We start from the raw sequence: 21,519 nt of genomic DNA, 5'->3' as shown, positions 1-21,519 counted from the left end.
GTTCCCCCCGACCCGTGTGACCGGCCGGAGAGCTGACAACGCCCGGCCAAGCGACATCGACGAAAGACACGTACCATGGCCAGCAAGAAGCGCGGCGCGTTCATCGCCGGCAAGCCCCCGTCCCAACGGCAACTGCGCGTCGGCGAGGAGTTGCGCCACGCCCTTGCCGACCTGTTCCGCCGCGGGGATTTCCACGATCCGGAGCTGGCCTCGCTGAACGTCACGGTCACCGAGGTGCGGATCAGCCCCGACCTGTCCAACGCCACCGTCTTCTATTCGACGCTGGGCGGCGAGCGGATGGAGGAGGCCCAGGTCGCCCTCCGCCGTGCCGCCGCCTTCCTGCGCGGACAGGTGGCGCGCATGGTCAACCTGCGCCACGCCCCGACGCTGAGCTTCGAGGGCGACACCTCCTTCGACTATGCCCACCGCATCGACAGCATCCTGCACAGCCCCGAGGTCGCCCGCGACCTGAGCGGCCATCCGCTGGGCCGCGTCAACGGCGACGACGACCATGATGAGGATGAGGACGATTCCTGGGACGAGGAGGACGATCTCGGCCCCGACGAGGCGGACGAGGACGACGACCTCGAGGACGAGGACCGCGCCATGCTCGACGACGAGGATAAGGGCGAGGATAAGGCCGAAGGCGAGGACGAGAGCCGGGGCGGCCGTCGTGGTTCGTAAGCGCAAGGGCACGCCGATCCATGGCTGGATCGTGCTGGACAAGCCCGAGGGCATGACCTCCACCCAGGCGCTGTCGAAGGTGCGCCGCCTGCTGAACGCCGAGAAGGCCGGGCATGGCGGCACGCTGGACCCGCTGGCGACCGGCATCCTGCCGATCGCGCTGGGCGAGGCGACCAAGACCGTGTCCTATGCCATGGACGGCGCCAAGACCTACCGATTCTCCATCCGCTGGGGCGAGCGCACGACCACCGACGACCGCGAGGGCGCGGTGATCGACCGCTCCGACCTGCGCCCGACGACGGAGGAGATCCGCGCCGCCCTGCCCGCCTTCCTGGGCGAGATCCAGCAGGTGCCGCCGCAGTTCTGCGCCATCAAGATCGACGGCGAACGCGCCTACGACATCGCACGCGAAGGCGACGCCGTCGATCTGGCGGCCCGCACCGTGCGCATCGACCGCTTCGAACTGGTCGAGGAACCGGACACCGACCATGCGGTGTTCGAGGTGGATTGCGGCAAAGGCACCTATGTCCGCTCGCTGGCCCGTGACCTGTCGGAGGCGCTGGGCACGGTCGGCCATGTCGGGCTTTTGCGCCGCCTGCGCGTGGGATCCTTCACGCTGGACCGCGCGATTTCCCTGGACGAACTGGCCGCCATGGAGCAAGGTGCGGCCGTCGAACGACTTCTGTTGCCGATCGAGACCGCGCTGGACGACATCCCGGCGCTGGCCCTGACGGAAACGGAAGCGCACCGACTGAGGCACGGCCAGACGGTCGCTCTCCTCACCCGGCAGGATCGTGAACGGCTGATGGCGGTTCAGGGTGCTGACGGTGGGGATGGCACCGTCATTGCGCTTTTCGGCGGAACGCCGGTGGCGTTGGCCCGTGTCGAGGGGGCGGAGGTCCGTCCGGTGCGCGTACTCAACCTCACTTGATTTAGGAGACCCCGATGTCGATTACGCCCGAGCGCAAGCAGGAGCTGATCAAGGAATTTTCCCGCGGCACCAACGACACCGGTTCGCCCGAGGTCCAGGTGTCGATCCTGACGGAGCGCATCAGCAACCTGACGGAGCACCTGAAGGGCCACAAGAAGGACTTCCACTCCCGCCGTGGTCTTCTGGTGATGGTCGGTCAGCGCCGCCGTCTGCTCGACTACCTGAAGAAGAAGGATCAGTCGCGCTACGCCGCTCTGATCGAGCGTCTGGGCCTGCGCCGCTAACGGCTGCGCCGTCCCGCTGACGGTTTCGGGTTCCTCCGGCCGGCCACCGGCCGGGGGTTTCCCTCCAGTCCAGCGGAGCATGAAGTTCTCGTTCACCTGTATCGTTCCGGAACACCTCATTGGTTATTGGCAATAGAAACTCGATCTTGAGCGTTTCGTGACGGACAGGCCGGCCCGTTTATTCGGGGACCGGCCTTTTTTGCATCCACGGCGCCTCTATCTTGATTCGTTCATTCCTGTTGTCGAACACCAATCTCCAGTTTTCTCGCGGGGTCCTACGACCGATGGCCCCGGCCTTGGGCGGCAATCCGGCCGTTGCAGGGTGTCGGATGGAAGGAAAGAATCCATGTTCACTGTTCATCGCAAGGAAATCGAGTGGGGCGGGCGCAAGCTGGTCCTGGAAACGGGCAAGATCGCCCGTCAGGCCAATGGCGCGGTCATGGTCACCTATGGTGACACCACCGTCCTGTGCACCGCCGTCGCCGCCAAGGCGCCGAAGCCGGGCGTCGATTTCTTCCCGCTGACCGTCAATTATCAGGAAAAGGCGTTCGCGGCCGGCAAGATCCCCGGCGGCTTCTTCAAGCGCGAAGGCCGTCCGACCGAGAAGGAAACGCTGGTCAGCCGCCTGATCGACCGTCCGATCCGTCCGCTGTTCGCCGATGGCTTCCGCAACGAGACGCAGGTCGTCTGCACCGTGCTGAGCCATGATCTGGAGAATGATCCGGACATCGTGGCGATGGTCGGCGCCTCCGCCGCCCTGACGATCTCCGGCATTCCCTTCCTGGGCCCGATCGGCGCCGCCCGCGTCGGCTACAAGAACGGCCAGTATGTGCTGAACCCGACCATGGACGAGGTCGAGGACAGCGACCTGGATCTGGTCGTCGCCGGCACCACCGAAGGCGTGCTGATGGTCGAATCGGAAGCCAAGGAGCTGACCGAAGAGGTCATGCTGGGCGCCGTCATGTTCGGCCACACCAATTTCCAGCCGGTGATCAACATGATCATCGACCTGGCCGAGGAAGCCGCCAAGGAGCCGTGGGACCTGCCGGAGCCGGCCTATGACCGCAAGGCCCTGAAGGCCCGCCTGCGCGAGACCGTCGGGTCGGACGTCGAAGCCGCCTACACCGAGACGGTGAAGCAGAGCCGCTACGAGAAGGTCGGCGCCGCCAAGGCGAAGGCGCTCGAGACGCTGGCCGAGGAGTTCGACGCCCAGGCCATCGGCTTCGAGTTCAAGGAGCTGGAGGCCGACATCCTGCGCGGCGCCGTCCTGAAGACCGGCCGCCGCATCGACGGCCGCGACACCAAGACCGTGCGCCCGATCGTGTCGGAAGTCGGCGTTCTGCCGCGCGCCCACGGTTCGGCCCTGTTCACCCGCGGCGAGACCCAGGCGCTGGTCGTGACCACGCTGGGCACCAGCCAGGACGAGCAGATCATCGACGCGCTCGAAGGCGAGTACCGCGAGCACTTCATGCTGCACTACAACTTCCCCCCGTACTCGGTGGGTGAAGCCGGCCGCATGGGCAGCCCGGGCCGCCGCGAGATCGGCCACGGCAAGCTGGCGTGGCGCGCGATCCACCCGCTGCTGCCGAAGAAGGAAGACTTCCCCTACACGCTGCGCGTCGTGTCGGAAGTCACGGAGTCCAACGGCTCCTCCTCGATGGCCACCGTCTGCGGCACCTCGCTGTCGCTGATGGACGCCGGCGCGCCGCTGGCCCGTCCGGTCGCCGGCATCGCCATGGGCCTGATCAAGGAAGACAGCGGCTTCGCCGTCCTGTCGGACATCCTGGGTGACGAAGACCACCTGGGCGACATGGACTTCAAGGTCGCAGGCACCGAGGTCGGCGTCACCGCCCTGCAGATGGACATCAAGATCACCTCGATCACCGAGGAGATCATGAAGATCGCGCTGGGCCAGGCCAAGGACGGCCGCCTGCACATCCTGGGCGAGATGGCCAAGGCGCTGACCGGCGCCCGCGAAGGCGTCAACGAGAACGCCCCGCGCATCACCGTCATCAACATCCCGAAGGAGAAGATCCGCGACGTGATCGGCTCCGGCGGCAAGGTGATCCGCGAGATCGTGGAGCAGACCGGCGCCAAGATCGACATCGAGGACGACGGCACCGTCAAGGTTTCTGCCGTCGACCAGAAGAAGTCGGACGCCGCCATCGAGTGGATCAAGGGCATCGTCGCCGAGCCGGAGCTGGGCGTCGTCTACACCGGCAAGGTGGTGAAGGTCGTCGATTTCGGCGCCTTCGTGAACTTCCTGGGCTCGCGCGACGGCCTCGTCCACATCTCCGAACTGGCGCAGCAGCGCGTCGGCAAGGTGTCGGACGTCGTGTCGCAGGGTGACTCGGTGAAGGTGAAGGTCATCGGCTTCGACGACCGCGGCAAGGTCAAGCTGTCGATGAAGCAGGTCGACCAGGCCACCGGCGAGGACCTGACCAAGAAGGCGGAGTGATCCGTCGGTAAGGTTCAGGAACGCCCGGCAACCGCCGGGCGACACCTGCCATGAAGAGGGGCGCTTCCCATCGGGGAGCGCCCCTTGTCATTATGGGCCTCCCTTCCCTTTTGCGCAGTCCCCATGTCCCGCGCCGAACGTCTCCTCGATCTGATGCAGGTTCTGCGGCGGCATCGGCAGCCGGTCAGCGGCAGGTCGCTTGCCGGCGAGCTGGGGGTCAGCCTGCGCACGCTCTACCGCGACATCGCCACGCTGCAGGCGCAGGGCGCCATGATCGAAGGGGAACCGGGGGTGGGCTATCTGCTGCGCGCGGGTTTCCTGCTGCCGCCGCTGATGTTCACCGAGGAGGAGGTGGAGGCGCTGGTGCTGGGGTCGCGCTGGGTGGTGGACCGCGGCGACAGCCGGCTGGGCGGGGCGGCCCGCAACGCGCTCGCCAAGATCGCCGCCGTGCTGCCGCCGGACAAGCGGGAGGGGTTGGACGGCTCCGCCCTGCTGGTCGGGCCGGGCGAGCCCATCCCGGCGGGGGATGCCGAGCTGGCGACCATCCGCGCCGCCATCCGGACCGAGCGCAAGCTGGAGATCGCCTATCGCGACCGCGACGGGTCGGAAAGCCGGCGCATGGTCTGGCCCTTCGCCCTCGGCTTCTTCGACCGGGTGCGGGTGATGGTGGCGTGGTGCGAGCTGCGCCAGTCCTTCCGCCATTTCCGCACCGACCGCATCCTGGCATTGACCGCCAGCGACATCCGCTATCCCCGCCGCCGGCAGGCGATGCTGAAGGAGTGGCGCGCGGCGGAGGGCATCCCGCAGCGCTGACATCATGCTGACGGAAACTGTCAGCATGTCGGCCTAGTCTTGGCTGTGCCGGTGAGGGCGGCGAACGGAACCGCCCCACCCCAATCCTTCAAGACCGGAGCCGACCATGACCGCTACCACGACCGCTGCCGCCAAGCTCGCCCTCGACTTCGTGCTGCTCCATGTCGACAGCCCGGCCGCCAGCGCCGCCTTCTACGCCGACCTGCTGGGCCGGCCGCCGGTCGAGGCCTCCCCCACCTTCGCCATGTTCAAGGCGGGCGACGGGCTGATGCTGGGCCTGTGGTCGCGCCATACGGTGGAGCCGGCGGCGACCCTGCCGGGCGGCAGCGAGATCGCCTTCACCGTCGCCGACGAGGCGGCGGTGCGCGACCTCCACGCCGACTGGAGCGCCCGCGGCCTGACCATCCTGCAGCCGCCGACGGCGATGGATTTCGGTCATACCTTCGTTGCACGCGACCCCGACGGCCACCGCCTGCGCGTGTTCGCCCCCCACCGGGAAGAAGCCCAGCCGGAACAGGTGCGGTCGTGAGCGGCGGCGCGCGGACGGGCAGCTGGATCGCGGTCGCCAGCGCCGAGCATGTTCGGCGCGGCCGGGCCGGCGGCTTCATGCAGGTCTGCCACGGCAAGGCGGCACCGCTGCGGCGGATCCGGCCGGGCGACCGGGTCGTCTACTACTCCCCCACCGACCGGTTCGGCGCGGCGGACGGGCTGAAGTCCTTCACCGCCATCGGCACGGTGCTGCCCGGTGAGCCCTACCAGTTCGACATGGGCGGTGGCTTCGTGCCCTTCCGGCGCGACGTGTCCTGGTGGCCGGCGGAGGAGACGCCGATCCAGCCGCTGCTGGACCGGCTGGAGCTGACCGCCGGGGTGCGGAACTGGGGCTATCCCTTCCGCTTCGGCCTGCTGCCGATCAGCCCCGGCGACTTCGACCTGATCGCCGCGGCCATGGGGGCGGCCATGCGGGAGGAGCTGGCGGCCTGACCTAAAAAGATCCGCCGGCGGGACGGGATGAAAAGCCCTTCCCCGGCGTCTTTATCAGGTGGTGAACCGAGGGCCTCCAGGGGCTTGGGACCTCTCATACCTTGGTGTCAGAGTACGAACGAATGGCGGATTCTCCTGACCGAGATCAAGGCGAAACCCCTCGCAGTCCGCCATACATGCGCTTATATCGTCCGCAAGCCTGACCAAGGTCACTTGTACCGGGGCCATCGTTCTATGCATCGCTTCGCCAATCCCGCCCGTTTCCTGCGCCTGTCGGCCGTGCTTCTGCCGTGGTGCGCCGGGGCGACCGTGATCCTGACGATCCTCGGGCTGTGGCTCAGCCTGTTCGGCTCGCCGCCCGACTATCAGCAGGGCGAGACGGTGCGGATCATGTACATCCATGTGCCCGCCGCCTGGATGAGCCTGTTCGTCTACACCAACATGGCCATCGCCGCGGCCTGCGGCCTGGTGTGGAAGCACCCGCTGGCCGACCTGTTCGCCAAGGCCGCCGCCCCCATCGGCGCCGGCTTCACCTTCGTGTGCCTGGTGACAGGGTCGCTGTGGGGCGCGCCGATGTGGGGCACCTGGTGGGTGTGGGACGCGCGGCTGACCAGCGTGCTGATCCTGTTCTTCCTGTATCTCGGCTACATGGCCCTGGTGAACGCCTTCGACGATCCGCAGCGCGGCATGAAGGCCGGCAACGTCCTGCTGCTGGTCGGCATCGTCAACGTGCCGATCATCAAGTTCTCGGTCGACTGGTGGAACACGCTGCACCAGCCCGCCAGCGTCGTGCGCATGGGCGGTCCCAGCATCGACCCCAGCATGCTGACGCCGCTTCTGGTGATGGCCGGCGCTTTCACCGCCTATTTCCTGTCGGTGGTCCTGCTGCGCGTGCGCACGGAGATCGCCCAGCGCAAGATACAGACGCTGCGGCTGTCGGTTGCCGGCGACGGCGCGGTGACGGACGGGATGCAGGGCTGAGGACGCAGGGGACAAGACGATGAACGACTTCCTCCACATGGGCGGGTACGCCGCCTACGTCTGGCCGGCCTACGGCATCGCCGCCCTTGTCCTGCTGGGCCTGCTGGTTGCCACCTGGAAAGGGCTGCGCAACGCCGAGGCGACGCTGAAGGCGCTGGAGAGCGCCCGCCCGGCCCGCCGCCGCACCCGCAACGCCGGCCGGAAAGCGGCCGATCAGAACGCCGGAACGCCGGCGGAAGCGAGCGAAGGATGACCCGCAAGAAACGCCGCCTCTACATGCTGGGCCTCGCCCTCCTGGGGCTGGGCTCGGCGACCGCCCTGGCGCTGACCGCCTTCCAGGACAACATCGTCTTCTTCTACAGCCCGACCCAGCTGCAGACGCAGCAGGTGGGCGACCGCAATTTCCGCCTGGGCGGGCTGGTCGAGGAAGGCAGCGTGCAGAAGACGCCGGACGGCCTCACCACCTCCTTCCGCGTCACCGACACCGCCCACACCATCGACGTCCGCTACCGCGGCCAGCTGCCCGACCTGTTCCGCGAAGGCCAGGGCGTGGTGGCCGAGGGCAAGATGACCGGCGGCGTCTTCGTCGCGCGCGAGGTTCTGGCCAAGCATGACGAGAACTACATGCCGCCCGAGGTGTCGGAGGCGCTGAAGCAGGCCGGCGTCTACAAGAACCCGGCGGAGTCCGGAACGAAGACCGCGAAGAAGGAGTAGCGGGACCGTGATCCCCGAACTTGGCCATTACGCGCTGGTGCTGGCGCTGTTCGTTGCGCTGGTGCAGTCGGTGCCGCCGCTGGTCGGCGCCGCCACCCGCAACGGCGCCTGGATGAACGTCGCGGTGCCCGCGGCCATCGCCCAGATGCTGCTGGTGCTGGTCGCCTATGCCGCCCTGACCTGGGCGCATGTGGTGTCCGACTTCAGCGTGCTGAACGTGGTGCAGAACAGCCACTCGGCCAAGCCGATGCTCTACAAGGTGTCGGGCGTGTGGGGCAACCACGAGGGCTCGATGATGCTCTGGATCGTCATGCTGACGGTCTTCGGCGCCGCCGTGGCCATGTTCGGGCGCAACCTGCCGCCGACCCTGAAGGCCCGCGTGCTGGCGGTCCAGGGGCTGATCGGGATCGGTTTCCTGCTGTTCATCCTCATCACCTCCAACCCCTTCACCCGCGTGGTCCCGGCGCCGATCGACGGCAACGACCTGAACCCGCTGCTGCAGGACCCCGGCCTCGCCTTCCACCCGCCCTTCCTCTATGCGGGATATGTCGGCTTCTCCATGGCCTTCTCCTTCGCCGTCGCAGCACTCATCGAGGGGCGGGTCGATCCCGCCTGGGCGCGCTGGGTGCGGCCCTGGACGCTGGCGGCATGGTCGACCCTGACCATGGGCATCGCCATGGGCTCCTGGTGGGCCTATTACGAGCTGGGCTGGGGCGGCTGGTGGTACTGGGACCCGGTGGAGAACGCGTCCTTCATGCCCTGGCTGGCCGGCACGGCGCTGCTGCATTCCGCCATCGTGGTGGAGAAGCGCGACGCGCTGAAGAGTTGGACCATCCTGCTGTCCATCGTCACCTTCTCGCTGTCGCTGATGGGCACCTTCCTGGTGCGCTCCGGCATCCTGACCTCGGTCCATGCCTTCGCCGTCGATCCCAAGCGCGGCGTCTTCATCCTGGTGCTGCTGGCGATCGCCACCGGCGGCTCGCTGCTGCTCTACAGCCTGCGCGCGCCGTCGCTGAAGGCCGGCGGGCTGTTCGCGCCGATCAGCCGCGAAGGGTCGCTGGTGCTGAACAACCTGCTGCTGTCGACCGCGACGGCGACGGTGTTCATCGGCACGCTCTATCCGCTGTTCCTCGACATCCTGAACCTGGGCAAGGTGTCGGTCGGCGCCCCCTTCTTCAACGCCACCTTCATCCCGGTCGCCATCCCGATGATCGTCGCCATGGTGGTCGGTCCCTTCCTGTCCTGGAAACGGGCGGATCTGGGTGCGGCGCTGAGCCGGCTGTGGGTCGCCGGCGTCGCCGTGGCGGTCGCCGTCGCCATCACCGCCTATGTCAAGGCGGGCGGCGGGCCGCTGCTGGCGCTGGTGGGCATCGCGCTCGCCGCCTGGGCCTTCGTCGGCTCGCTGGTGGAGTTCGCCGACCGCATCGCCCTGTTCCGCACCTCTTTCCGCAACAGCTGGCACCGCGCGGTGCATCTGCCGCGCAGCGCCTGGGGCATGACCATCGCGCACGCCTGCGTCGGCCTGTCGATCCTCGGCATGACCGGCACCTCGGCCTGGCAGACGGAATCGATCACGGCGATGAAGCCGGGCGACCGTGCCAGCGTCGCCGGCTACGAGTTCCGCTTCGACAGCATCGGGCTGGTCGACGGCCCGAACTTCAAGGCGGAACGCGGCATCTTCACCGTCACCAAGGATGGGCAGCCCATCGCCACATTGACGCCGGAACGCCGCAGCTACAGCACCACCCGGATGACGACCACGGAATCGGCCATCCACACCACGGTCTTCTCCGACCTGTATGTGGCGCTGGGCGACCCGACGCAGAACGGCACCGCCTGGATCGTCCGCATCTACCACCACCCGCTGGTTCCGTGGATCTGGATCGGCGGCGCGGGGATGATGCTGGGCGGACTGGTGAGCCTGACCGACCGCCGCTTCCGCGTCGGCGCGCCGGAACGCCGCCGTGCAGGCGGCAAGTCGGCTCCGCTTCCGGCCGAATGAGGACCAAGACACGATGCGCCGCCTTCTGTATCTGCTGCCCTTCCTGCTGTTCATCGGGGTGGGCGTCGCCTTCTACCTGGGGTTCCAGCGCGACCCGCGCGACATCCCGTCGGCCCTGATCGACAAGCCGGCGCCGACCTTCGACCTGCCGGCCATTCCGGGCCAGCCCGCGACCAGCGGCCTGTCCTCGGCCCGGCTGAAGGGCGACGTGACGCTGGTGAACGTCTTCGCCTCCTGGTGCATCCCCTGCAAGGCGGAGCATCCCGTCATCACCCGTCTGGCGCGGGAGCAGGGGGTGACGGTCTTCGGCATCAACTACAAGGACAAGCCGGAGGACGCGCTGACCTGGCTGGCGCGCAACGGCAACCCCTATGCCGCCATCGGCGCCGACCAGGACGGCCGGGTGTCGATCGACTGGGGCGTCTATGGCGTGCCGGAAAGCTACCTGATCGACCGGCAGGGCCGGATCCGCTTCAAGCATGTCGGCCCGCTGACCCCGCAGGTGGTGGAGGAGCAGCTTCTCCCCATGGTCAAGCATCTGAGGCAGGGCTGATGAAGCGCGCTCTTCTTTCCGCCCTGCTGGCCCTGTCGCTGACCCTGCCGGCGCTGACCCCAGCCCTGGCCGTCCAGCCCGAGGAGGTGCTGCCGGACCCGGCGCTGGAATCGCGCGCCCGCGCCATCAGCCAGGAGCTGCGCTGTCTGGTCTGCCAGAACCAGTCGATCGACGACAGCAACGCGCCGCTGGCCCGCGACCTGCGGGTCCTGGTGCGCGACCGGCTGCAGGCCGGCGACAGCGACGCCAAGGTGATGGAGTACGTCACCGACCGCTACGGCGATTACGTGCTGCTGCGCCCGCCCTTCAAGGCGACCACGCTGGTGCTGTGGATCGGCCCCTTCGCCGTGCTGCTGCTGGGAGCGATCGGCACCTTCCTGTTCCTGCGCGGGCGGCGGGGTGCCGCCGCCGGCGCCGACACCGCTCCTTTGAGCGCGGATGAGCGGCGGCGGCTGGATGCCCTGCTGCGGAAAGACGACTGATGCTGTTCTGGATTCTCGCCGCCGTCCTGACCGCGGCCGTGCTGCTGCTGATCGTGCCGCCGCTGCTGCGGTCCGGTGCCGCCGCCCCCGACCGCGAGGCCTTCGACCGCGAGGTCTATCGTGACCAGTTGGACGAGCTGGAGCGCGACCGCGCGCGCGGCCTGATCAACGACGCCCAGGCGGAGGCCGCGAAGGCGGAGATCGCCCGGCGCATGCTGGCGACCGCCGAGAAGGGTGCCGCCGCCGCGACCCCGGCGGCGCCGCGCAGCGCGCGGGTGCTGGCGGTGCTGCTGGCGCTGGTGCTGCCGCTCGGTGCGCTCAGCGTCTATGGGCTGTATGGCCGCCCGGATCTGCCGGCGCAGCCGCTGGCCTCGCGCAACCTGGAACAGGAACGCGGCGGTCCGCCGAAGACCGTGCTGGCGGCGATGGACAAGCTGAAGGCCCAGCTGGCGGAGAATCCGAACGACCTGCAGGGTTGGCTGATCCTGGGACAGGCCTATGCCAAGATGGGCCGCAACGCCGACGCGGCCGAGGCGCTGCGCCACGCCGTCGCCCTGAACAAGGACGATGTGGAGCTGCAGGGTCTGTTCGGCGAGACGCTGGTGTCGGCCAACGACGGCATGGTTCCTGAAGAGGCGGTGAAGGCCTTCGACGCCGTGCTGGCGAAGGAGCCGAAGGACCCGCGCGCCCGCTTCTTCGCGGCACTCGCCCGCTATCAGGCCGGCGACCGCAAGGACGCTCTGGATCGCTGGAGCGCGCTGATGGCGGAATCGCCGGCCGACGCGCCCTGGGTCCCGGTCCTGCGCGACCAGATCCGCGAGGCCGCGATTGCGCTGGACCTCGACCCGGCCAAGGTAACGCCGCAGCCGCTGCCGGCCGAGCAGAAGCCCGCCGGCCCGGTCGCCCAGGGCCAGAACGGACAGGCCGGACAGGCCGGACAGGCGGGCGAGGGCCAGAGCCAGGACGAGATGATCCGCGGCATGGTCGCCGGCCTCGCCGCCCGGCTGGACGCCGATCCGTCGGATGTCGATGGCTGGCTGAAGCTTGCACGCTCCTACGGCGTGCTGGGCGAGCCGGCAAAGGCGCTGGAGGCCGCCCGCAAGGCGCGCGAACGGGCGCCGGACCGTGCCGACGTGCAGGTGGTCTACGCCAACGCCGTGCTGCAGACCCAGCCGCGCAACGAGACGCCCAAGCCCCTGCCGGAGGAGGCGACCTCCGCCCTGCGGCTGGCGCTGAAGGCGGAGCCGGAGAACAAGGACGCGCTGTGGCTGCTCGGCCTCGACGCCATGATGTCGGGCCGCCGGGACGAGGCCGCCGCCCATTGGGGCAAGCTGATCGCCCAGTTCAAGCCGAGCGACCCGGAATACACCCTGTTGAAGGGGCGTTTGGACGCGTTGAAGGCCGGCGGCTGAGGCCGGCGGCCGTCAAGGGCGCCTTTCCTTTTGCGCCTTTTCTTTCGCGGTGCGGCGACACACATTGACAGGGGCGGGCCGACGGGCTTTATCCGTCGGCACCGCCCTTTTCGTTTCCGCAGAAGGTTCCGCGCCGATGACCCGCAGACGACTGCCCACGCCCGACGAGCGGCGCCTGTGGCGGCTCGCCATGCGCGACGCCGAACCGATGCCCGGCCGCCTGATCGAGACCGAGCCGGAACCCCTGCCGACCATGGCGGAGCTGGTGGAGGAGCCGGTGGCGACCAGCCTCGCCCCGCCGCCGACGGCGAAGCAGTTCCCCTCCCCGCCCCGTCCGGGCCGCGCAGCCCATCCGCCGCTGACGCCGGGCTCCACCGCCAACATCGACCGCCGCACCGGCGACCGCTTCCGCCGCGGCGAGCTGGAGATCGACGGCCGGATCGACCTGCACGGCATGACCCAGGCGCAGGCGCACACCGCCCTCGCCTCCTTCGTCCACCGCGCCTGGAACGAGGGGCGGCGCTGTGTCCTGGTCATCACCGGCAAGGGCAGCTTCGGCGGGCTTGGCGTCCTGCGTCAGGCGACCCCCCGCTGGCTGGCGGATCCGGCCCTGCGCCCCATGGTGCTGGCGATCCAGCCGGCCCGGCCGAAGGACGGCGGCGACGGGGCGCTGTATGTCTTGATCAAACGGCGGCGCGACCGTAAGGACTGAGTCCCACACAGTCAGGGACTCCACATGACCCCGTTCGGCGAACGGGTCCGGTCGCTGCGCGACGCCAAGGGCGTGACGCTGAAGCAGATGGCGACGGACCTGTCCATCTCGTCCGCCTATCTGTCAGCCCTTGAACACGGCAAGCGCGGCCAGCCCTCCCCCAGCTGGTCCGGCAGATCTGCGCCTATTTCGGCATCATCTGGGACGATGCGGAGGAGCTGGAACGGCTGGCGGATCTGTCCCATCCCCGCGTGACGGTCGACACCGCGGGCTTGAGCGCGAAAGCGACGGAGCTGGCCAACCGGCTGTCGGAACGCATCGGCGACCTGGACGAGGAGCGGATCGACGCGATCCTGGCGATCCTGGACGCGGTGCCGCCGAAGAAGGGCACATGGCGGCGGGCGGGGGTGCGGCGTAGGTAAGGAGCTGCTGTGGAGGAGTGTCGGCTGACGATTGCCCCCTCCTATCCTCCCCGCTGGGCGGGGAGGGTTGGGGTGGGGGTCTAACTCAGCAAAACGCTGACGCTCAAGCCTTCCCGATCATCCGCCCCAGGTCGCGCCCGGCGAACAGGTGGATGTGCAGGTGGGGCACTTCCTGGTGCGCGGCCTCGCCGCAGTTGGACAGGATGCGGTAGCCGGGACCGTCGGCGCCGACCATGCGGGCGACCTCGCCAACCGCGCGGAACAGGCCGGCGATCTCGGCCTCCGACGCCTTGGCGGTGAAATCGTCCATGTCGATGTAGGCGCCCTTCGGGATCACCAGGACATGGGTGGGGGTCTGCGGGTCGATGTCGTGGAAGGCGAGCGCGTGCTCGGTCTCATGCACCTTCTTGCACGGGATCTCGCCGCGCAGGATGCGGGCGAACACGTTGCTGTCGTCATAGCTCTTGGCCATCGCATGCGTCCTCTTGTTGGGGAGTCCCGCTCAAGCCCTCAAGCCTTGCGGGACTTCTTCTCGTCGATGCCGCTGGTGCCTTCGCGCTGGGCGAGCTTGGTCCAGACCTCCGCCGGATCCAGCCCGAGGTCGGCCCACAACACCAGCAGGTGATAGAGCAGGTCGGCGGATTCAGCCGCCAGCGCCGCCTTGTCGCCGCGCACCGCCTCCAGGATGGCCTCCACCGCCTCCTCGCCCACTTTCTGGGCGATCTTGGCGGTGCCGCGGCTGTAGAGCTTGGCGGTGTAGGAGGTCTCCGGATCCGCCCCCTTGCGGGCCTGGACGGTGGCGAACAGCCGGTCGAGCACCTCGGCGCCCGGCAGGGCCGGCACTTTCTCGGCAGCCTTCTCGGCCGCTTTCTCCGCCGCCTTTTCAGCCGCCTTCTTGTCACCCATTCGCCGTCTCCACCGCCGCGTTCGACGCCTGGGCGGAGCGCACCGGGATGCCGGCGGCACTCAGCGCCGCCTTGGCCTGACCGATGGTGTAGGTGCCGAAATGGAAGATCGAGGCGGCGAGCACCGCGGTGGCATGCCCTTCGCGGATGCCCTCCACCAGATGGTCGAGCGTGCCGACGCCGCCGGACGCGATCACCGGGATGCGGATCGAGTCCGCCACCGTGCGCGTCAGTTCCAGGTCGAAGCCGCTCTTGGTGCCGTCGCGGTCCATCGAGGTCAGCAGGATTTCGCCCGCCCCCAGCGATTCCATCCGCTTGGCCCATTCCACCGCGTCGATGCCGGTGGCGTTGCGGCCGCCATGGGTGAAGACCTCCCACTTGCCGGGCGCGACCTTCTTGGCGTCGATGGCGACGACGATGCACTGGGCGCCGAACTTCTCCGCCCCCTCGCGCACGAAGTCGGGGCGGTGGATCGCCGCGGTGTTGATCGACACCTTGTCGGCGCCGGCCAGCAGAAGCTTGCGGATGTCGTCCACCGTGCGCACGCCGCCGCCGACGGTCAGCGGCATGAAGACCTGCTCCGCCGTCCGCCGCACCACGTCGAAGATGGTGTCGCGGTTCTCGTGGCTGGCGGTGATGTCGAGGAAGGTCAGCTCGTCGGCCCCCTCGCGGTCATAGACGCGGGCCTGTTCCACCGGATCGCCGGCATCGACCAGATCGACGAAGTTGACCCCCTTCACCACCCGGCCGTCCTTGACGTCCAGGCAGGGGATGACACGCATCTTCAGCATCAGTCGGCGTCCTCGACGGCGGTGGCGGAGAGCAGGGCCAGCGCCTCCTTGGGGTCGATCCGGCCATCGTACAGCGCGCGGCCGCAGATCACGCCCTCGATCCCGGTGTCCTCCTCCAGCTTCAGCGCCTTCAGGTCCTCGATGGAGGAGACGCCGCCCGACGCGATGACCGGCGTCGTCAGGTGGAAGGCGAGGTCGGAGGTGGATTCCACATTGACGCCGCCCATGGCGCCGTCGCGGTTGATGTCGGTGTAGATGATGGCGGCGACGCCGCAATCCTCGAACTTCAGCGCCAGATCCAGTGCCTTGATGTCGGAGGTCTCGGCCCAGCCGGCCACCGCGACATAGCCCTCGCGCGCATCGATGCCCACCGCGATCCTGCCCGGGAACTCGCGGCAGGCGGCCTTGACCAGGTCCGGATCGCGCAGCGCCACCGTGCCCAGGATGACGCGGCTGACGCCCTTCTCCAGCCACATGCCGATGGTGTTCAGGTCGCGGATGCCGCCGCCGAGCTGCACCGGGATGGTGACCGATTTCAGGATGCTCTCGACCGCGGCGCCGTTCACCGGCTTGCCTTCGAAGGCGCCGTTGAGGTCGACCAGATGCAGCCATTCGAAGCCCTGGCTCTGGAACAGGCGGGCCTGTTCGCCGGGATCGGTGTTGAAGACCGTGGCCTGGCTCATCTCGCCGCGCAGCAGGCGGACGCAGGCACCGTCCTTGAGGTCGATGGCGGGGTAGATGATCATCGCGGGCGTCTTCCTATGGCGTTGCTGGCGGTTATTGGGCTGGCGGTTGTTGTGCGGGCTCAAGGTCTTTGCAGTAGAAATGTCCGGCAAGCGGCTTTCCCTGCACCAGCGCATAGAAGGGATGGGTCCCCCAGCGCCTGAAGCCGAGCGATTCGTAGAGCGCGATGGCCGCCTCCTGCGTCACCCGGACATCCAGGTTCAGCACCTGGAAGCCGACGGCGCGCGCCTCCTCCACCACCGCCAGGGTCAGGCGGCGGGCAAGGCCGTGGCCGCGCGCCCAGGGGGCGACGAAGCTGGTGGTCAGCTGGGCGGCATGGGCCTGCGCCTCGTTGTTGCGGGGCGGCTTGACCAGCTGGGCGGATCCGGCGACGACGCCGTCCAGGCGGGCGACGAACAGCACCCGTTCCGGCACCACCAGCACGCCCTTCCAATAGCGTTCCATCACGTCGCGCGGCGGCGGCTCGACCCAGCCGAAGCCGCCGCCGGCCCGGATGGCGTCGTCGGCCGCGTCGCACAGGTCGTGCAGGTCGGCGGTCTTCAGCGCATCGACCTTGTCGATGGCGATCTCGGCCATCGCGTCAGACCTTCCAGCGCAGGAAGTTGGCGATCAGCGCCAGACCGGTGGCCTGGCTCTTCTCCGGGTGGAACTGGGTGCCGACCAGATTGTCGCGCCCGACCACCGCGGCGAAGGGCCCGCCGTAATCGGCCGACGCGATCAGCGTGTCGGGATCGGCCAGCCTGAACTGGTACGAGTGGACGAAATAGGCGTGCGACCCCTCGGGCAGCCCGGCCAGGACCGGGTGCGGATGGCGGATGTTCAGCTCGTTCCAGCCCATATGGGGGATCTTCAGGGCCGCATCCGCCGGCTCCAGCTTCACCACCTCGCCCCGGATCCAGCCCAGCCCCTCGGTCACGCCATATTCACGGCCGCGTTCGGCCATCAGCTGCATGCCAACGCAGATGCCCAGGAAGGGCCGGCCGCGGCGGTGCACCACCTCTTCCAGCGCCTCGAGCATGCCCGGCACCTCCGACAGGCCGCGCTTGCAGTCGGCGAAGGCGCCGACGCCGGGCAGGACCACGCGGTCGGCCTGCCGGACCGCATCGGCGTCGGAGGTGACGAGGACATTGTAGGAGGATTCGGCTTCGCCGGCCGCGCGCTCGATCGCCTTGGCGGCGGAGCGCAGGTTGCCGGAGCCGTAATCGATCAGCGCGACCGTTTCCATGGACGTGACAAACCTTCCGATAGGACGGCGGAGGGGGACTTCAGGTCCCCGCCGTCAGAGCGATCCGCCCAGCGTGCCCTTGGTGGAGGGCACCGCATCGCGCTTGCGCGGGTCGATCTCCACCCCGGCGCGCAGCGCGCGGGCAAGCGCCTTGTAGCAGCTTTCCACGATATGGTGGTTGTTCTCGCCATACAGGTTCTCGACGTGCAGCGTCACGCCGGCGGCCATGGCGAAGGCCTGGAACCACTCGCGGAACAGCTCGGTGTCGAAATCGCCGATCTTGTCGCGGGTGAAGTTCACCTTCCAGATCAGGTAGGGCCGGTTGGAGAAGTCCAGCGCCACCCGGGTCAGCGTCTCGTCCATCGGGACATAGGAATGGCCGTAGCGCTGGATGCCCTTGCGGTCGCCCAGCGCCTTCGCCACCGCCATGCCGATGGCGATGCCGGTGTCCTCGGTCGTGTGGTGATAGTCGATGTGCAGGTCGCCGTCGGCCAGGACCGTCAGGTCCATCAGGCTGTGGCGCGACAGCTGTTCCAGCATATGGTCGAGGAAGCCGATCCCCGTCTTGACGTCGTAGACGCCGGTGCCGTCAAGGTTCAGCGCGACCCGGATCCGGGTCTCGGTGGTGTTCCGCTCGATCGAGGCGCGGCGGCCGCCGTTGATGGGGGTCTGGTCCATGGCGGTTTTGTAGCAGGAAGCATCCCTGCGCGCCAGCATCCGGCACGATTGATGCGCGGCCTGTCCATTCCGACGATTGTCCTACGAAGGTGTGCGGGGTAGAGTTCCATACACTTCATGCGTGCATATCCGCTTATGACGACCCGCCCGCGCCCATTCGCCGCAGCATCTTTGCTCCTTCTCGGCCTGCTGCCGGCCGGCTGCGGCGGTAGTTCCCCACCCCCGCAGACGGGCAAAGCGGCACCGCCCGTCGCCGCCGGGACCACCGCGCCATTCCGCTTCGGCGAGCTTGCCATCGGCTCGATGCGGCGCGGGATGCAGATCGGCCATTATGTCTGGGGCATCGACTGCGCCCCGCCTTATGACGACGTCTATTGGACCAGCGGCGTCAACATGCGCCGCGGTTCCACCTTCGACGAGCGCTTCAGCGAGGTGATGACCGCCGCCGGCTTCGACGTGGTCGGACGGCCCGGCGGTCCCGACAGCCCCGACGGAAACCGCAGCCGCGCCCGTTTCACCGTGCAGGGCGACCTGCGCGACGTGCAGCTGGAGCTGTGCAACCGCGTCAACTGGCTGACCGGCGGCAGCAAGGGCAGTTCCGGCACCGGCAGCGTCAAGGTGGAATGGACGGTTTACGACACGCGCGGCGGCGGGCTGGTCCAGCGCATCGTCACCACCGGCGCCACGACGCAGGAGCGCGGCGTTCCGCAGGGCGACACCCTGCTGGTGGAGGAGGCCTTCGCCGCGGCGGTGGAGGCGCTCGCCGCCGATGCGGGGTTCCGCGCCCTGCTGTCGGGCGGCGCCCTGCCCGCACCGGCCGCGACGGTTTCCACGACGGTGCCGGCCGGATCCGGGCCGGTCCCGCTGACGCCGGCCGCCGCTGCCCCGGTCTCGGGTCCGGCATTGCCTTCCCCGCCGGCCGGGCGGCTTCTGCTGCGGACCGGGGGCGGATCCGGCCGGGTCGCGTCGGCGCGGGTGGCGGTCGGCGGGCCATCGGGCGTTTCCCATGGGCTGGTGATCGGCGAGACCGATGTGGCAGGCGAGGTGCAGTCCGTGCTGCTGGCTCCCCTCCCCGGATCCGACCCCACCGTCACCGTCCGGCCGGCGCGCGGGGTGGAGCTGACCGGCTGGGTGGTGGGGCGCGACGCAGCGAGCGGCTTCGCGCTGGTGAGGGTTCCGGCGCGACTGACCGCCCTGCCCGTCCGCACCAGGGGCTTGCGTGTCAGCGAACCGGTGCGGGCTGTCCCCGGCGGGCGTGGCAACGAGATGGAGGGAATCGTCGGCGGTTTGCCCATCGGCGACGGCGGAGCAAGCACGTCGGTCCAGGCGGATCTGGGCTCCGCCGCCCTGTTCACGGCGGTGACCGAGGCGGGCGATCCGCTGCTGGATGGCGACGGCCTGCTGATCGGCGTGGCGCCGTCCGCCGGCCGCTCCGTCGCAACGCCGGCCGGGCTGGTCGACTTCCTGGCAGTCGGGCCGCTGCTCGACCGGCTGGGGGCGGATCCGGCCGCACCGGACCTGTCCGCGACGGTGGTCAAACGGCATCAGGCCGGGCGCAACCGGGCTCAGGCGACGGAACGGAGCCGGCAAGGCCGCGGCATTCCGTCCGACGATCCGGCCGATCCCCGGGCGGAGGATGGGGAGCTTGGCGGCGATGTTCTTGACGGGGACCGCGCCCCTCCCACATAGACCGGATGCCCTGCCGCTGCGGATCAAGGGGCCTCGCGCCCCGCAACGGCGCGCCTTTCCGGGGCGGCGGGCGGCTCCCCTATTTCCAGCATGGTTTCCGCATGACCCACCCAGCGTCCAATCCCCATGATCCCATCCAATGGCACGGCACCACCATCCTGTCGGTGCGCAAGAACGGTCAGGTGGTGATCGCCGGCGACGGGCAGGTCTCGGTCGGCCAGACGGTGATGAAGGCCAACGCGCGCAAGGTCCGCTGGCTGGCCGGCGGCACGGTGATGGCGGGCTTCGCCGGCGCCACCGCCGACGCGCTGACCCTGTTCGAACGGCTGGAAGGCAAGCTGGAACAGTATCCCGGCCAGCTGACCCGCGCCTGCGTGGAGATGGCCAAGGACTGGCGCACCGACCGCTATTTGCGCCGGCTGGAAGCGATGATGGCGGTGGCCGACAGGAACGTCAGCCTCGTCCTGACCGGCAACGGCGACGTGCTGGAGCCGGAGGACGGGCTGATCGGCATCGGTTCCGGCGGGTCCTATGCCCTGTCGGCGGCGCGCGCGCTGATCGACATCGACGGGATGGATGCGGAGGCGGTGGCGCGCAAGGCGATGAAGATCGCCGCCGGCATCTGCGTCTACACCAACGAAAACGTCACCCTGGAAAAGCTGTGAGCGCCATGACGATTCAGACCGCTTCCGTGTCCGCCGACACCGCCGCCTTCAGCCCGCGCGAGATCGTCTCCGAACTCGACCGCTACATCGTCGGCCAGAACGACGCCAAGCGCGCGGTCGCGATCGCGCTGCGCAACCGCTGGCGCCGGCAGCAGCTGCCGGAGGGTCTGCGGGAAGAGGTGCTGCCGAAGAACATCCTGATGATCGGCCCGACCGGCGTCGGCAAGACCGAGATCGCCCGCCGCCTCGCCAAACTGGCCCAGGCCCCCTTCCTGAAGGTGGAGGCGACCAAGTTCACCGAGGTCGGCTATGTCGGCCGCGACGTCGAGCAGATCGTCCGCGATCTGGTGGAGGCCGCCATCGGCCTGACCCGCGAGCGTCTGCGCAAGGAGGTCGCCGCCAAGGCCGAGCTTCGGGCCGAGGAACGCGTGCTGGACGCCCTGTGCGGCGACAGCGCCAGTGCCGAGACGCGCGCCAAGTTCCGCAAGATGCTGCGCGAGGGCACGCTGAACGACAAGGAGATCGAAATCCAGGTGGCCGACACCGGGGCGGGCTCCATGCCGACCTTCGACATCCCCGGCATGCCGGGCGCCCAGATGGGCATGCTGAACCTGAACGACATGTTCGGCAAGATGATGGGCGGCCGCACCAAGACCCGCCGCATGTCGGTGGCCGAGAGCCACGGCGTGCTGATGGCCGAGGAATCCGACAAGCTGCTGGACCAGGAGAAGGTGGTGGCGGAGGCGATCCGCGCGGTCGAGCAGAACGGCATCGTCTTCCTGGACGAGATCGACAAGATCTCCGCCCGCTCCGACGCCCGCGGCGCCGATGTCAGCCGCGAGGGCGTTCAGCGCGACCTGCTGCCGCTGATCGAGGGCACCACGGTGTCGACCAAGCATGGTCCGGTGAAGACCGACCACATCCTGTTCATCGCGTCTGGCGCCTTCCACATCGCCAAGCCGTCGGACCTGCTGCCCGAACTGCAGGGCCGCCTGCCGATCCGCGTCGAGTTGAAGGCGCTGAGCCAGGACGACTTCAAGCGCATCCTGACGGAGCCGGAAGCCAGCCTGATCCGCCAGTACAAGGCGCTGATGAAGACGGAGGAGGTCGATCTGGTCTTCACCGACGACAGCATCGACGAGCTGGCGCGTCTGGCGGCGGAGATCAACAGCTCCGTCGAGAACATCGGCGCGCGTCGCCTGCACACGGTGCTGGAACGCCTGCTGGAGGAAATCAGCTTCGTCGCCAGCGACCGCGCGGGAGAGACCGTCACCATCGACGCCACCCTGGTGCGCGAGCGCGTCGGCGGGCTGGCGAAGAACGCGGATTTGTCGAAGTTCATTCTGTGAGGGTGTGGGAGGCTTTTCGGCGTTAGCCCCCACCTAACCTCCCC

Annotated in this window: 24 protein-coding genes and 2 pseudogenes; 19 read left to right on the top strand and 7 right to left on the bottom strand. The window is 68.8% G+C overall.

Annotated features, from left to right (window positions below; genetic code table 11):
- Positions 1-75: 75 nt before the first annotated feature.
- From rbfA to AB8P05_RS09190, 16 genes and pseudogenes are all read left to right on the top strand, one after another.
- Positions 76-576 (top strand): annotated as a pseudogene (gene rbfA / locus AB8P05_RS09265) (30S ribosome-binding factor RbfA); the annotation flags it as partial.
- A gap of 97 nt (positions 577-673) precedes the next feature.
- Positions 674-1,615 carry a tRNA pseudouridine(55) synthase TruB gene (gene truB, locus AB8P05_RS09260; RefSeq protein ID WP_472757729.1) on the top strand — a complete coding sequence of 314 codons (942 nt, stop codon included), beginning with the start codon at positions 674-676 and terminating at the stop codon, positions 1,613-1,615.
- Between the two features lie 14 nt (positions 1,616-1,629).
- Positions 1,630-1,899, top strand: a complete 270-nt coding sequence (gene rpsO, locus AB8P05_RS09255; protein ID WP_014249210.1) for a 30S ribosomal protein S15 — start codon at positions 1,630-1,632, stop codon at positions 1,897-1,899.
- A gap of 346 nt (positions 1,900-2,245) precedes the next feature.
- Entirely contained in the window at positions 2,246-4,357 is a 2,112-nt protein-coding gene (gene pnp / locus AB8P05_RS09250) for a polyribonucleotide nucleotidyltransferase (protein ID WP_472757728.1), read from the top strand.
- A 123-nt stretch (positions 4,358-4,480) separates the two neighbouring features.
- Complete coding sequence (locus AB8P05_RS09245; RefSeq protein ID WP_472757727.1) at positions 4,481-5,170, top strand: helix-turn-helix transcriptional regulator; 690 nt, start codon at positions 4,481-4,483, stop codon at positions 5,168-5,170.
- A 106-nt stretch (positions 5,171-5,276) separates the two neighbouring features.
- Positions 5,277-5,699 (top strand): VOC family protein, encoded by a 423-nt coding sequence (locus AB8P05_RS09240; protein WP_472757726.1) that lies wholly within the window; start codon positions 5,277-5,279, stop codon positions 5,697-5,699.
- Positions 5,696-6,151, top strand: a complete 456-nt coding sequence (locus AB8P05_RS09235) for an EVE domain-containing protein (RefSeq protein WP_472757725.1) — start codon at positions 5,696-5,698, stop codon at positions 6,149-6,151. Before AB8P05_RS09240 ends, AB8P05_RS09235 begins: the two co-directional genes overlap by 4 nt.
- 234 nt (positions 6,152-6,385) lie before the next feature.
- Positions 6,386-7,132: a heme ABC transporter permease gene (locus tag AB8P05_RS09230; RefSeq protein ID WP_472757724.1), complete on the top strand. Its 747-nt coding sequence runs from the start codon at positions 6,386-6,388 to the stop codon at positions 7,130-7,132.
- A gap of 19 nt (positions 7,133-7,151) precedes the next feature.
- A complete protein-coding gene (gene ccmD / locus AB8P05_RS09225) occupies positions 7,152-7,385 on the top strand; it encodes a heme exporter protein CcmD (RefSeq protein ID WP_455172929.1) in 234 nt (77 codons plus the stop codon).
- Entirely contained in the window at positions 7,382-7,846 is a 465-nt protein-coding gene (gene ccmE, locus AB8P05_RS09220) for a cytochrome c maturation protein CcmE (protein ID WP_455172928.1), read from the top strand. The genes ccmD and ccmE overlap by 4 nt, the downstream gene beginning before the upstream one ends.
- Positions 7,847-7,853: 7 nt before the next feature.
- Entirely contained in the window at positions 7,854-9,848 is a 1,995-nt protein-coding gene (locus tag AB8P05_RS09215; RefSeq protein WP_472757723.1) for a heme lyase CcmF/NrfE family subunit, read from the top strand.
- A gap of 13 nt (positions 9,849-9,861) precedes the next feature.
- Positions 9,862-10,401: a DsbE family thiol:disulfide interchange protein gene (locus AB8P05_RS09210; protein ID WP_472757722.1), complete on the top strand. Its 540-nt coding sequence runs from the start codon at positions 9,862-9,864 to the stop codon at positions 10,399-10,401.
- Entirely contained in the window at positions 10,401-10,883 is a 483-nt protein-coding gene (locus AB8P05_RS09205; RefSeq protein WP_455172925.1) for a cytochrome c-type biogenesis protein, read from the top strand. The genes AB8P05_RS09210 and AB8P05_RS09205 overlap by 1 nt, the downstream gene beginning before the upstream one ends.
- Entirely contained in the window at positions 10,883-12,295 is a 1,413-nt protein-coding gene (ccmI, locus tag AB8P05_RS09200) for a c-type cytochrome biogenesis protein CcmI (protein ID WP_472757721.1), read from the top strand. The genes AB8P05_RS09205 and ccmI overlap by 1 nt, the downstream gene beginning before the upstream one ends.
- A 136-nt stretch (positions 12,296-12,431) precedes the next feature.
- Positions 12,432-13,007: a Smr/MutS family protein gene (locus AB8P05_RS09195; protein ID WP_472757720.1), complete on the top strand. Its 576-nt coding sequence runs from the start codon at positions 12,432-12,434 to the stop codon at positions 13,005-13,007.
- Between the two features lie 24 nt (positions 13,008-13,031).
- Positions 13,032-13,429: pseudogene (locus AB8P05_RS09190) on the top strand (helix-turn-helix domain-containing protein).
- Positions 13,430-13,532: 103 nt separating this feature from the next.
- On the opposite strand, the gene AB8P05_RS09185 reads toward AB8P05_RS09190, so the two are convergent.
- From AB8P05_RS09185 to hisB, 7 genes are read right to left on the bottom strand one after another with little or no spacing between them, the layout of a single operon-like run.
- Positions 13,533-13,901: a histidine triad nucleotide-binding protein gene (locus AB8P05_RS09185; protein WP_111067488.1), complete on the bottom strand. Its 369-nt coding sequence runs from the start codon at positions 13,899-13,901 to the stop codon at positions 13,533-13,535.
- Between the two features lie 38 nt (positions 13,902-13,939).
- Positions 13,940-14,335, bottom strand: a complete 396-nt coding sequence (locus tag AB8P05_RS09180; protein ID WP_472757719.1) for a phosphoribosyl-ATP diphosphatase — start codon at positions 14,333-14,335, stop codon at positions 13,940-13,942.
- Positions 14,328-15,125, bottom strand: a complete 798-nt coding sequence (gene hisF / locus AB8P05_RS09175; protein WP_472757718.1) for an imidazole glycerol phosphate synthase subunit HisF — start codon at positions 15,123-15,125, stop codon at positions 14,328-14,330. Before hisF ends, AB8P05_RS09180 begins: the two co-directional genes overlap by 8 nt.
- A complete protein-coding gene (gene hisA / locus AB8P05_RS09170) occupies positions 15,125-15,871 on the bottom strand; it encodes a 1-(5-phosphoribosyl)-5-[(5-phosphoribosylamino)methylideneamino]imidazole-4-carboxamide isomerase (RefSeq protein ID WP_472757717.1) in 747 nt (248 codons plus the stop codon). Before hisA ends, hisF begins: the two co-directional genes overlap by 1 nt.
- A 31-nt stretch (positions 15,872-15,902) precedes the next feature.
- Positions 15,903-16,445: a GNAT family N-acetyltransferase gene (locus AB8P05_RS09165; protein WP_455172917.1), complete on the bottom strand. Its 543-nt coding sequence runs from the start codon at positions 16,443-16,445 to the stop codon at positions 15,903-15,905.
- Positions 16,446-16,449: 4 nt separating this feature from the next.
- Positions 16,450-17,094, bottom strand: a complete 645-nt coding sequence (hisH, locus tag AB8P05_RS09160) for an imidazole glycerol phosphate synthase subunit HisH (RefSeq protein WP_472757716.1) — start codon at positions 17,092-17,094, stop codon at positions 16,450-16,452.
- A gap of 54 nt (positions 17,095-17,148) precedes the next feature.
- Positions 17,149-17,772, bottom strand: a complete 624-nt coding sequence (gene hisB / locus AB8P05_RS09155; protein WP_455172915.1) for an imidazoleglycerol-phosphate dehydratase HisB — start codon at positions 17,770-17,772, stop codon at positions 17,149-17,151.
- A 171-nt stretch (positions 17,773-17,943) separates the two neighbouring features.
- Between hisB and AB8P05_RS09150 the strand changes: the two genes are divergently transcribed.
- The 3 genes from AB8P05_RS09150 to hslU all read left to right on the top strand — a co-directional run bounded on the left by AB8P05_RS09150 (position 17,944) and on the right by hslU (position 21,475).
- Complete coding sequence (locus AB8P05_RS09150) at positions 17,944-19,461, top strand: serine protease (protein ID WP_472757715.1); 1,518 nt, start codon at positions 17,944-17,946, stop codon at positions 19,459-19,461.
- 101 nt (positions 19,462-19,562) lie between these two features.
- Complete coding sequence (gene hslV, locus AB8P05_RS09145; protein ID WP_455172913.1) at positions 19,563-20,126, top strand: ATP-dependent protease subunit HslV; 564 nt, start codon at positions 19,563-19,565, stop codon at positions 20,124-20,126.
- Between the two features lie 5 nt (positions 20,127-20,131).
- Positions 20,132-21,475 (top strand): ATP-dependent protease ATPase subunit HslU, encoded by a 1,344-nt coding sequence (gene hslU / locus AB8P05_RS09140; protein WP_472757714.1) that lies wholly within the window; start codon positions 20,132-20,134, stop codon positions 21,473-21,475.
- The last annotated feature ends 44 nt before the right edge of the window (positions 21,476-21,519 follow it).

The sequence above is a fragment of the Azospirillum sp. VT-I1 genome, assembly GCF_055698305.1.
This window is presented reverse-complemented; position numbering and strand designations above follow the sequence as displayed.

Coding starts and splice junctions, on each gene's coding strand:
- rpsO (WP_014249210.1), top strand. CDS start 1,630: ATGTCGATTACGCCCGAGCGCAAGCAGGAGCTGATCAAGGAATTTTCC.
- pnp (WP_472757728.1), top strand. CDS start 2,246: ATGTTCACTGTTCATCGCAAGGAAATCGAGTGGGGCGGGCGCAAGCTG.
- AB8P05_RS09245 (WP_472757727.1), top strand. CDS start 4,481: ATGTCCCGCGCCGAACGTCTCCTCGATCTGATGCAGGTTCTGCGGCGG.
- AB8P05_RS09240 (WP_472757726.1), top strand. CDS start 5,277: ATGACCGCTACCACGACCGCTGCCGCCAAGCTCGCCCTCGACTTCGTG.
- AB8P05_RS09230 (WP_472757724.1), top strand. CDS start 6,386: ATGCATCGCTTCGCCAATCCCGCCCGTTTCCTGCGCCTGTCGGCCGTG.
- ccmD (WP_455172929.1), top strand. CDS start 7,152: ATGAACGACTTCCTCCACATGGGCGGGTACGCCGCCTACGTCTGGCCG.
- ccmE (WP_455172928.1), top strand. CDS start 7,382: ATGACCCGCAAGAAACGCCGCCTCTACATGCTGGGCCTCGCCCTCCTG.
- AB8P05_RS09210 (WP_472757722.1), top strand. CDS start 9,862: ATGCGCCGCCTTCTGTATCTGCTGCCCTTCCTGCTGTTCATCGGGGTG.
- AB8P05_RS09205 (WP_455172925.1), top strand. CDS start 10,401: ATGAAGCGCGCTCTTCTTTCCGCCCTGCTGGCCCTGTCGCTGACCCTG.
- ccmI (WP_472757721.1), top strand. CDS start 10,883: ATGCTGTTCTGGATTCTCGCCGCCGTCCTGACCGCGGCCGTGCTGCTG.
- AB8P05_RS09195 (WP_472757720.1), top strand. CDS start 12,432: ATGACCCGCAGACGACTGCCCACGCCCGACGAGCGGCGCCTGTGGCGG.
- AB8P05_RS09185 (WP_111067488.1), bottom strand. CDS start 13,901: ATGGCCAAGAGCTATGACGACAGCAACGTGTTCGCCCGCATCCTGCGC.
- AB8P05_RS09180 (WP_472757719.1), bottom strand. CDS start 14,335: ATGGGTGACAAGAAGGCGGCTGAAAAGGCGGCGGAGAAAGCGGCCGAG.
- hisF (WP_472757718.1), bottom strand. CDS start 15,125: ATGCTGAAGATGCGTGTCATCCCCTGCCTGGACGTCAAGGACGGCCGG.
- hisA (WP_472757717.1), bottom strand. CDS start 15,871: ATGATCATCTACCCCGCCATCGACCTCAAGGACGGTGCCTGCGTCCGC.
- AB8P05_RS09165 (WP_455172917.1), bottom strand. CDS start 16,445: ATGGCCGAGATCGCCATCGACAAGGTCGATGCGCTGAAGACCGCCGAC.
- hisH (WP_472757716.1), bottom strand. CDS start 17,094: ATGGAAACGGTCGCGCTGATCGATTACGGCTCCGGCAACCTGCGCTCC.
- hisB (WP_455172915.1), bottom strand. CDS start 17,772: ATGGACCAGACCCCCATCAACGGCGGCCGCCGCGCCTCGATCGAGCGG.
- hslV (WP_455172913.1), top strand. CDS start 19,563: ATGACCCACCCAGCGTCCAATCCCCATGATCCCATCCAATGGCACGGC.
- hslU (WP_472757714.1), top strand. CDS start 20,132: ATGACGATTCAGACCGCTTCCGTGTCCGCCGACACCGCCGCCTTCAGC.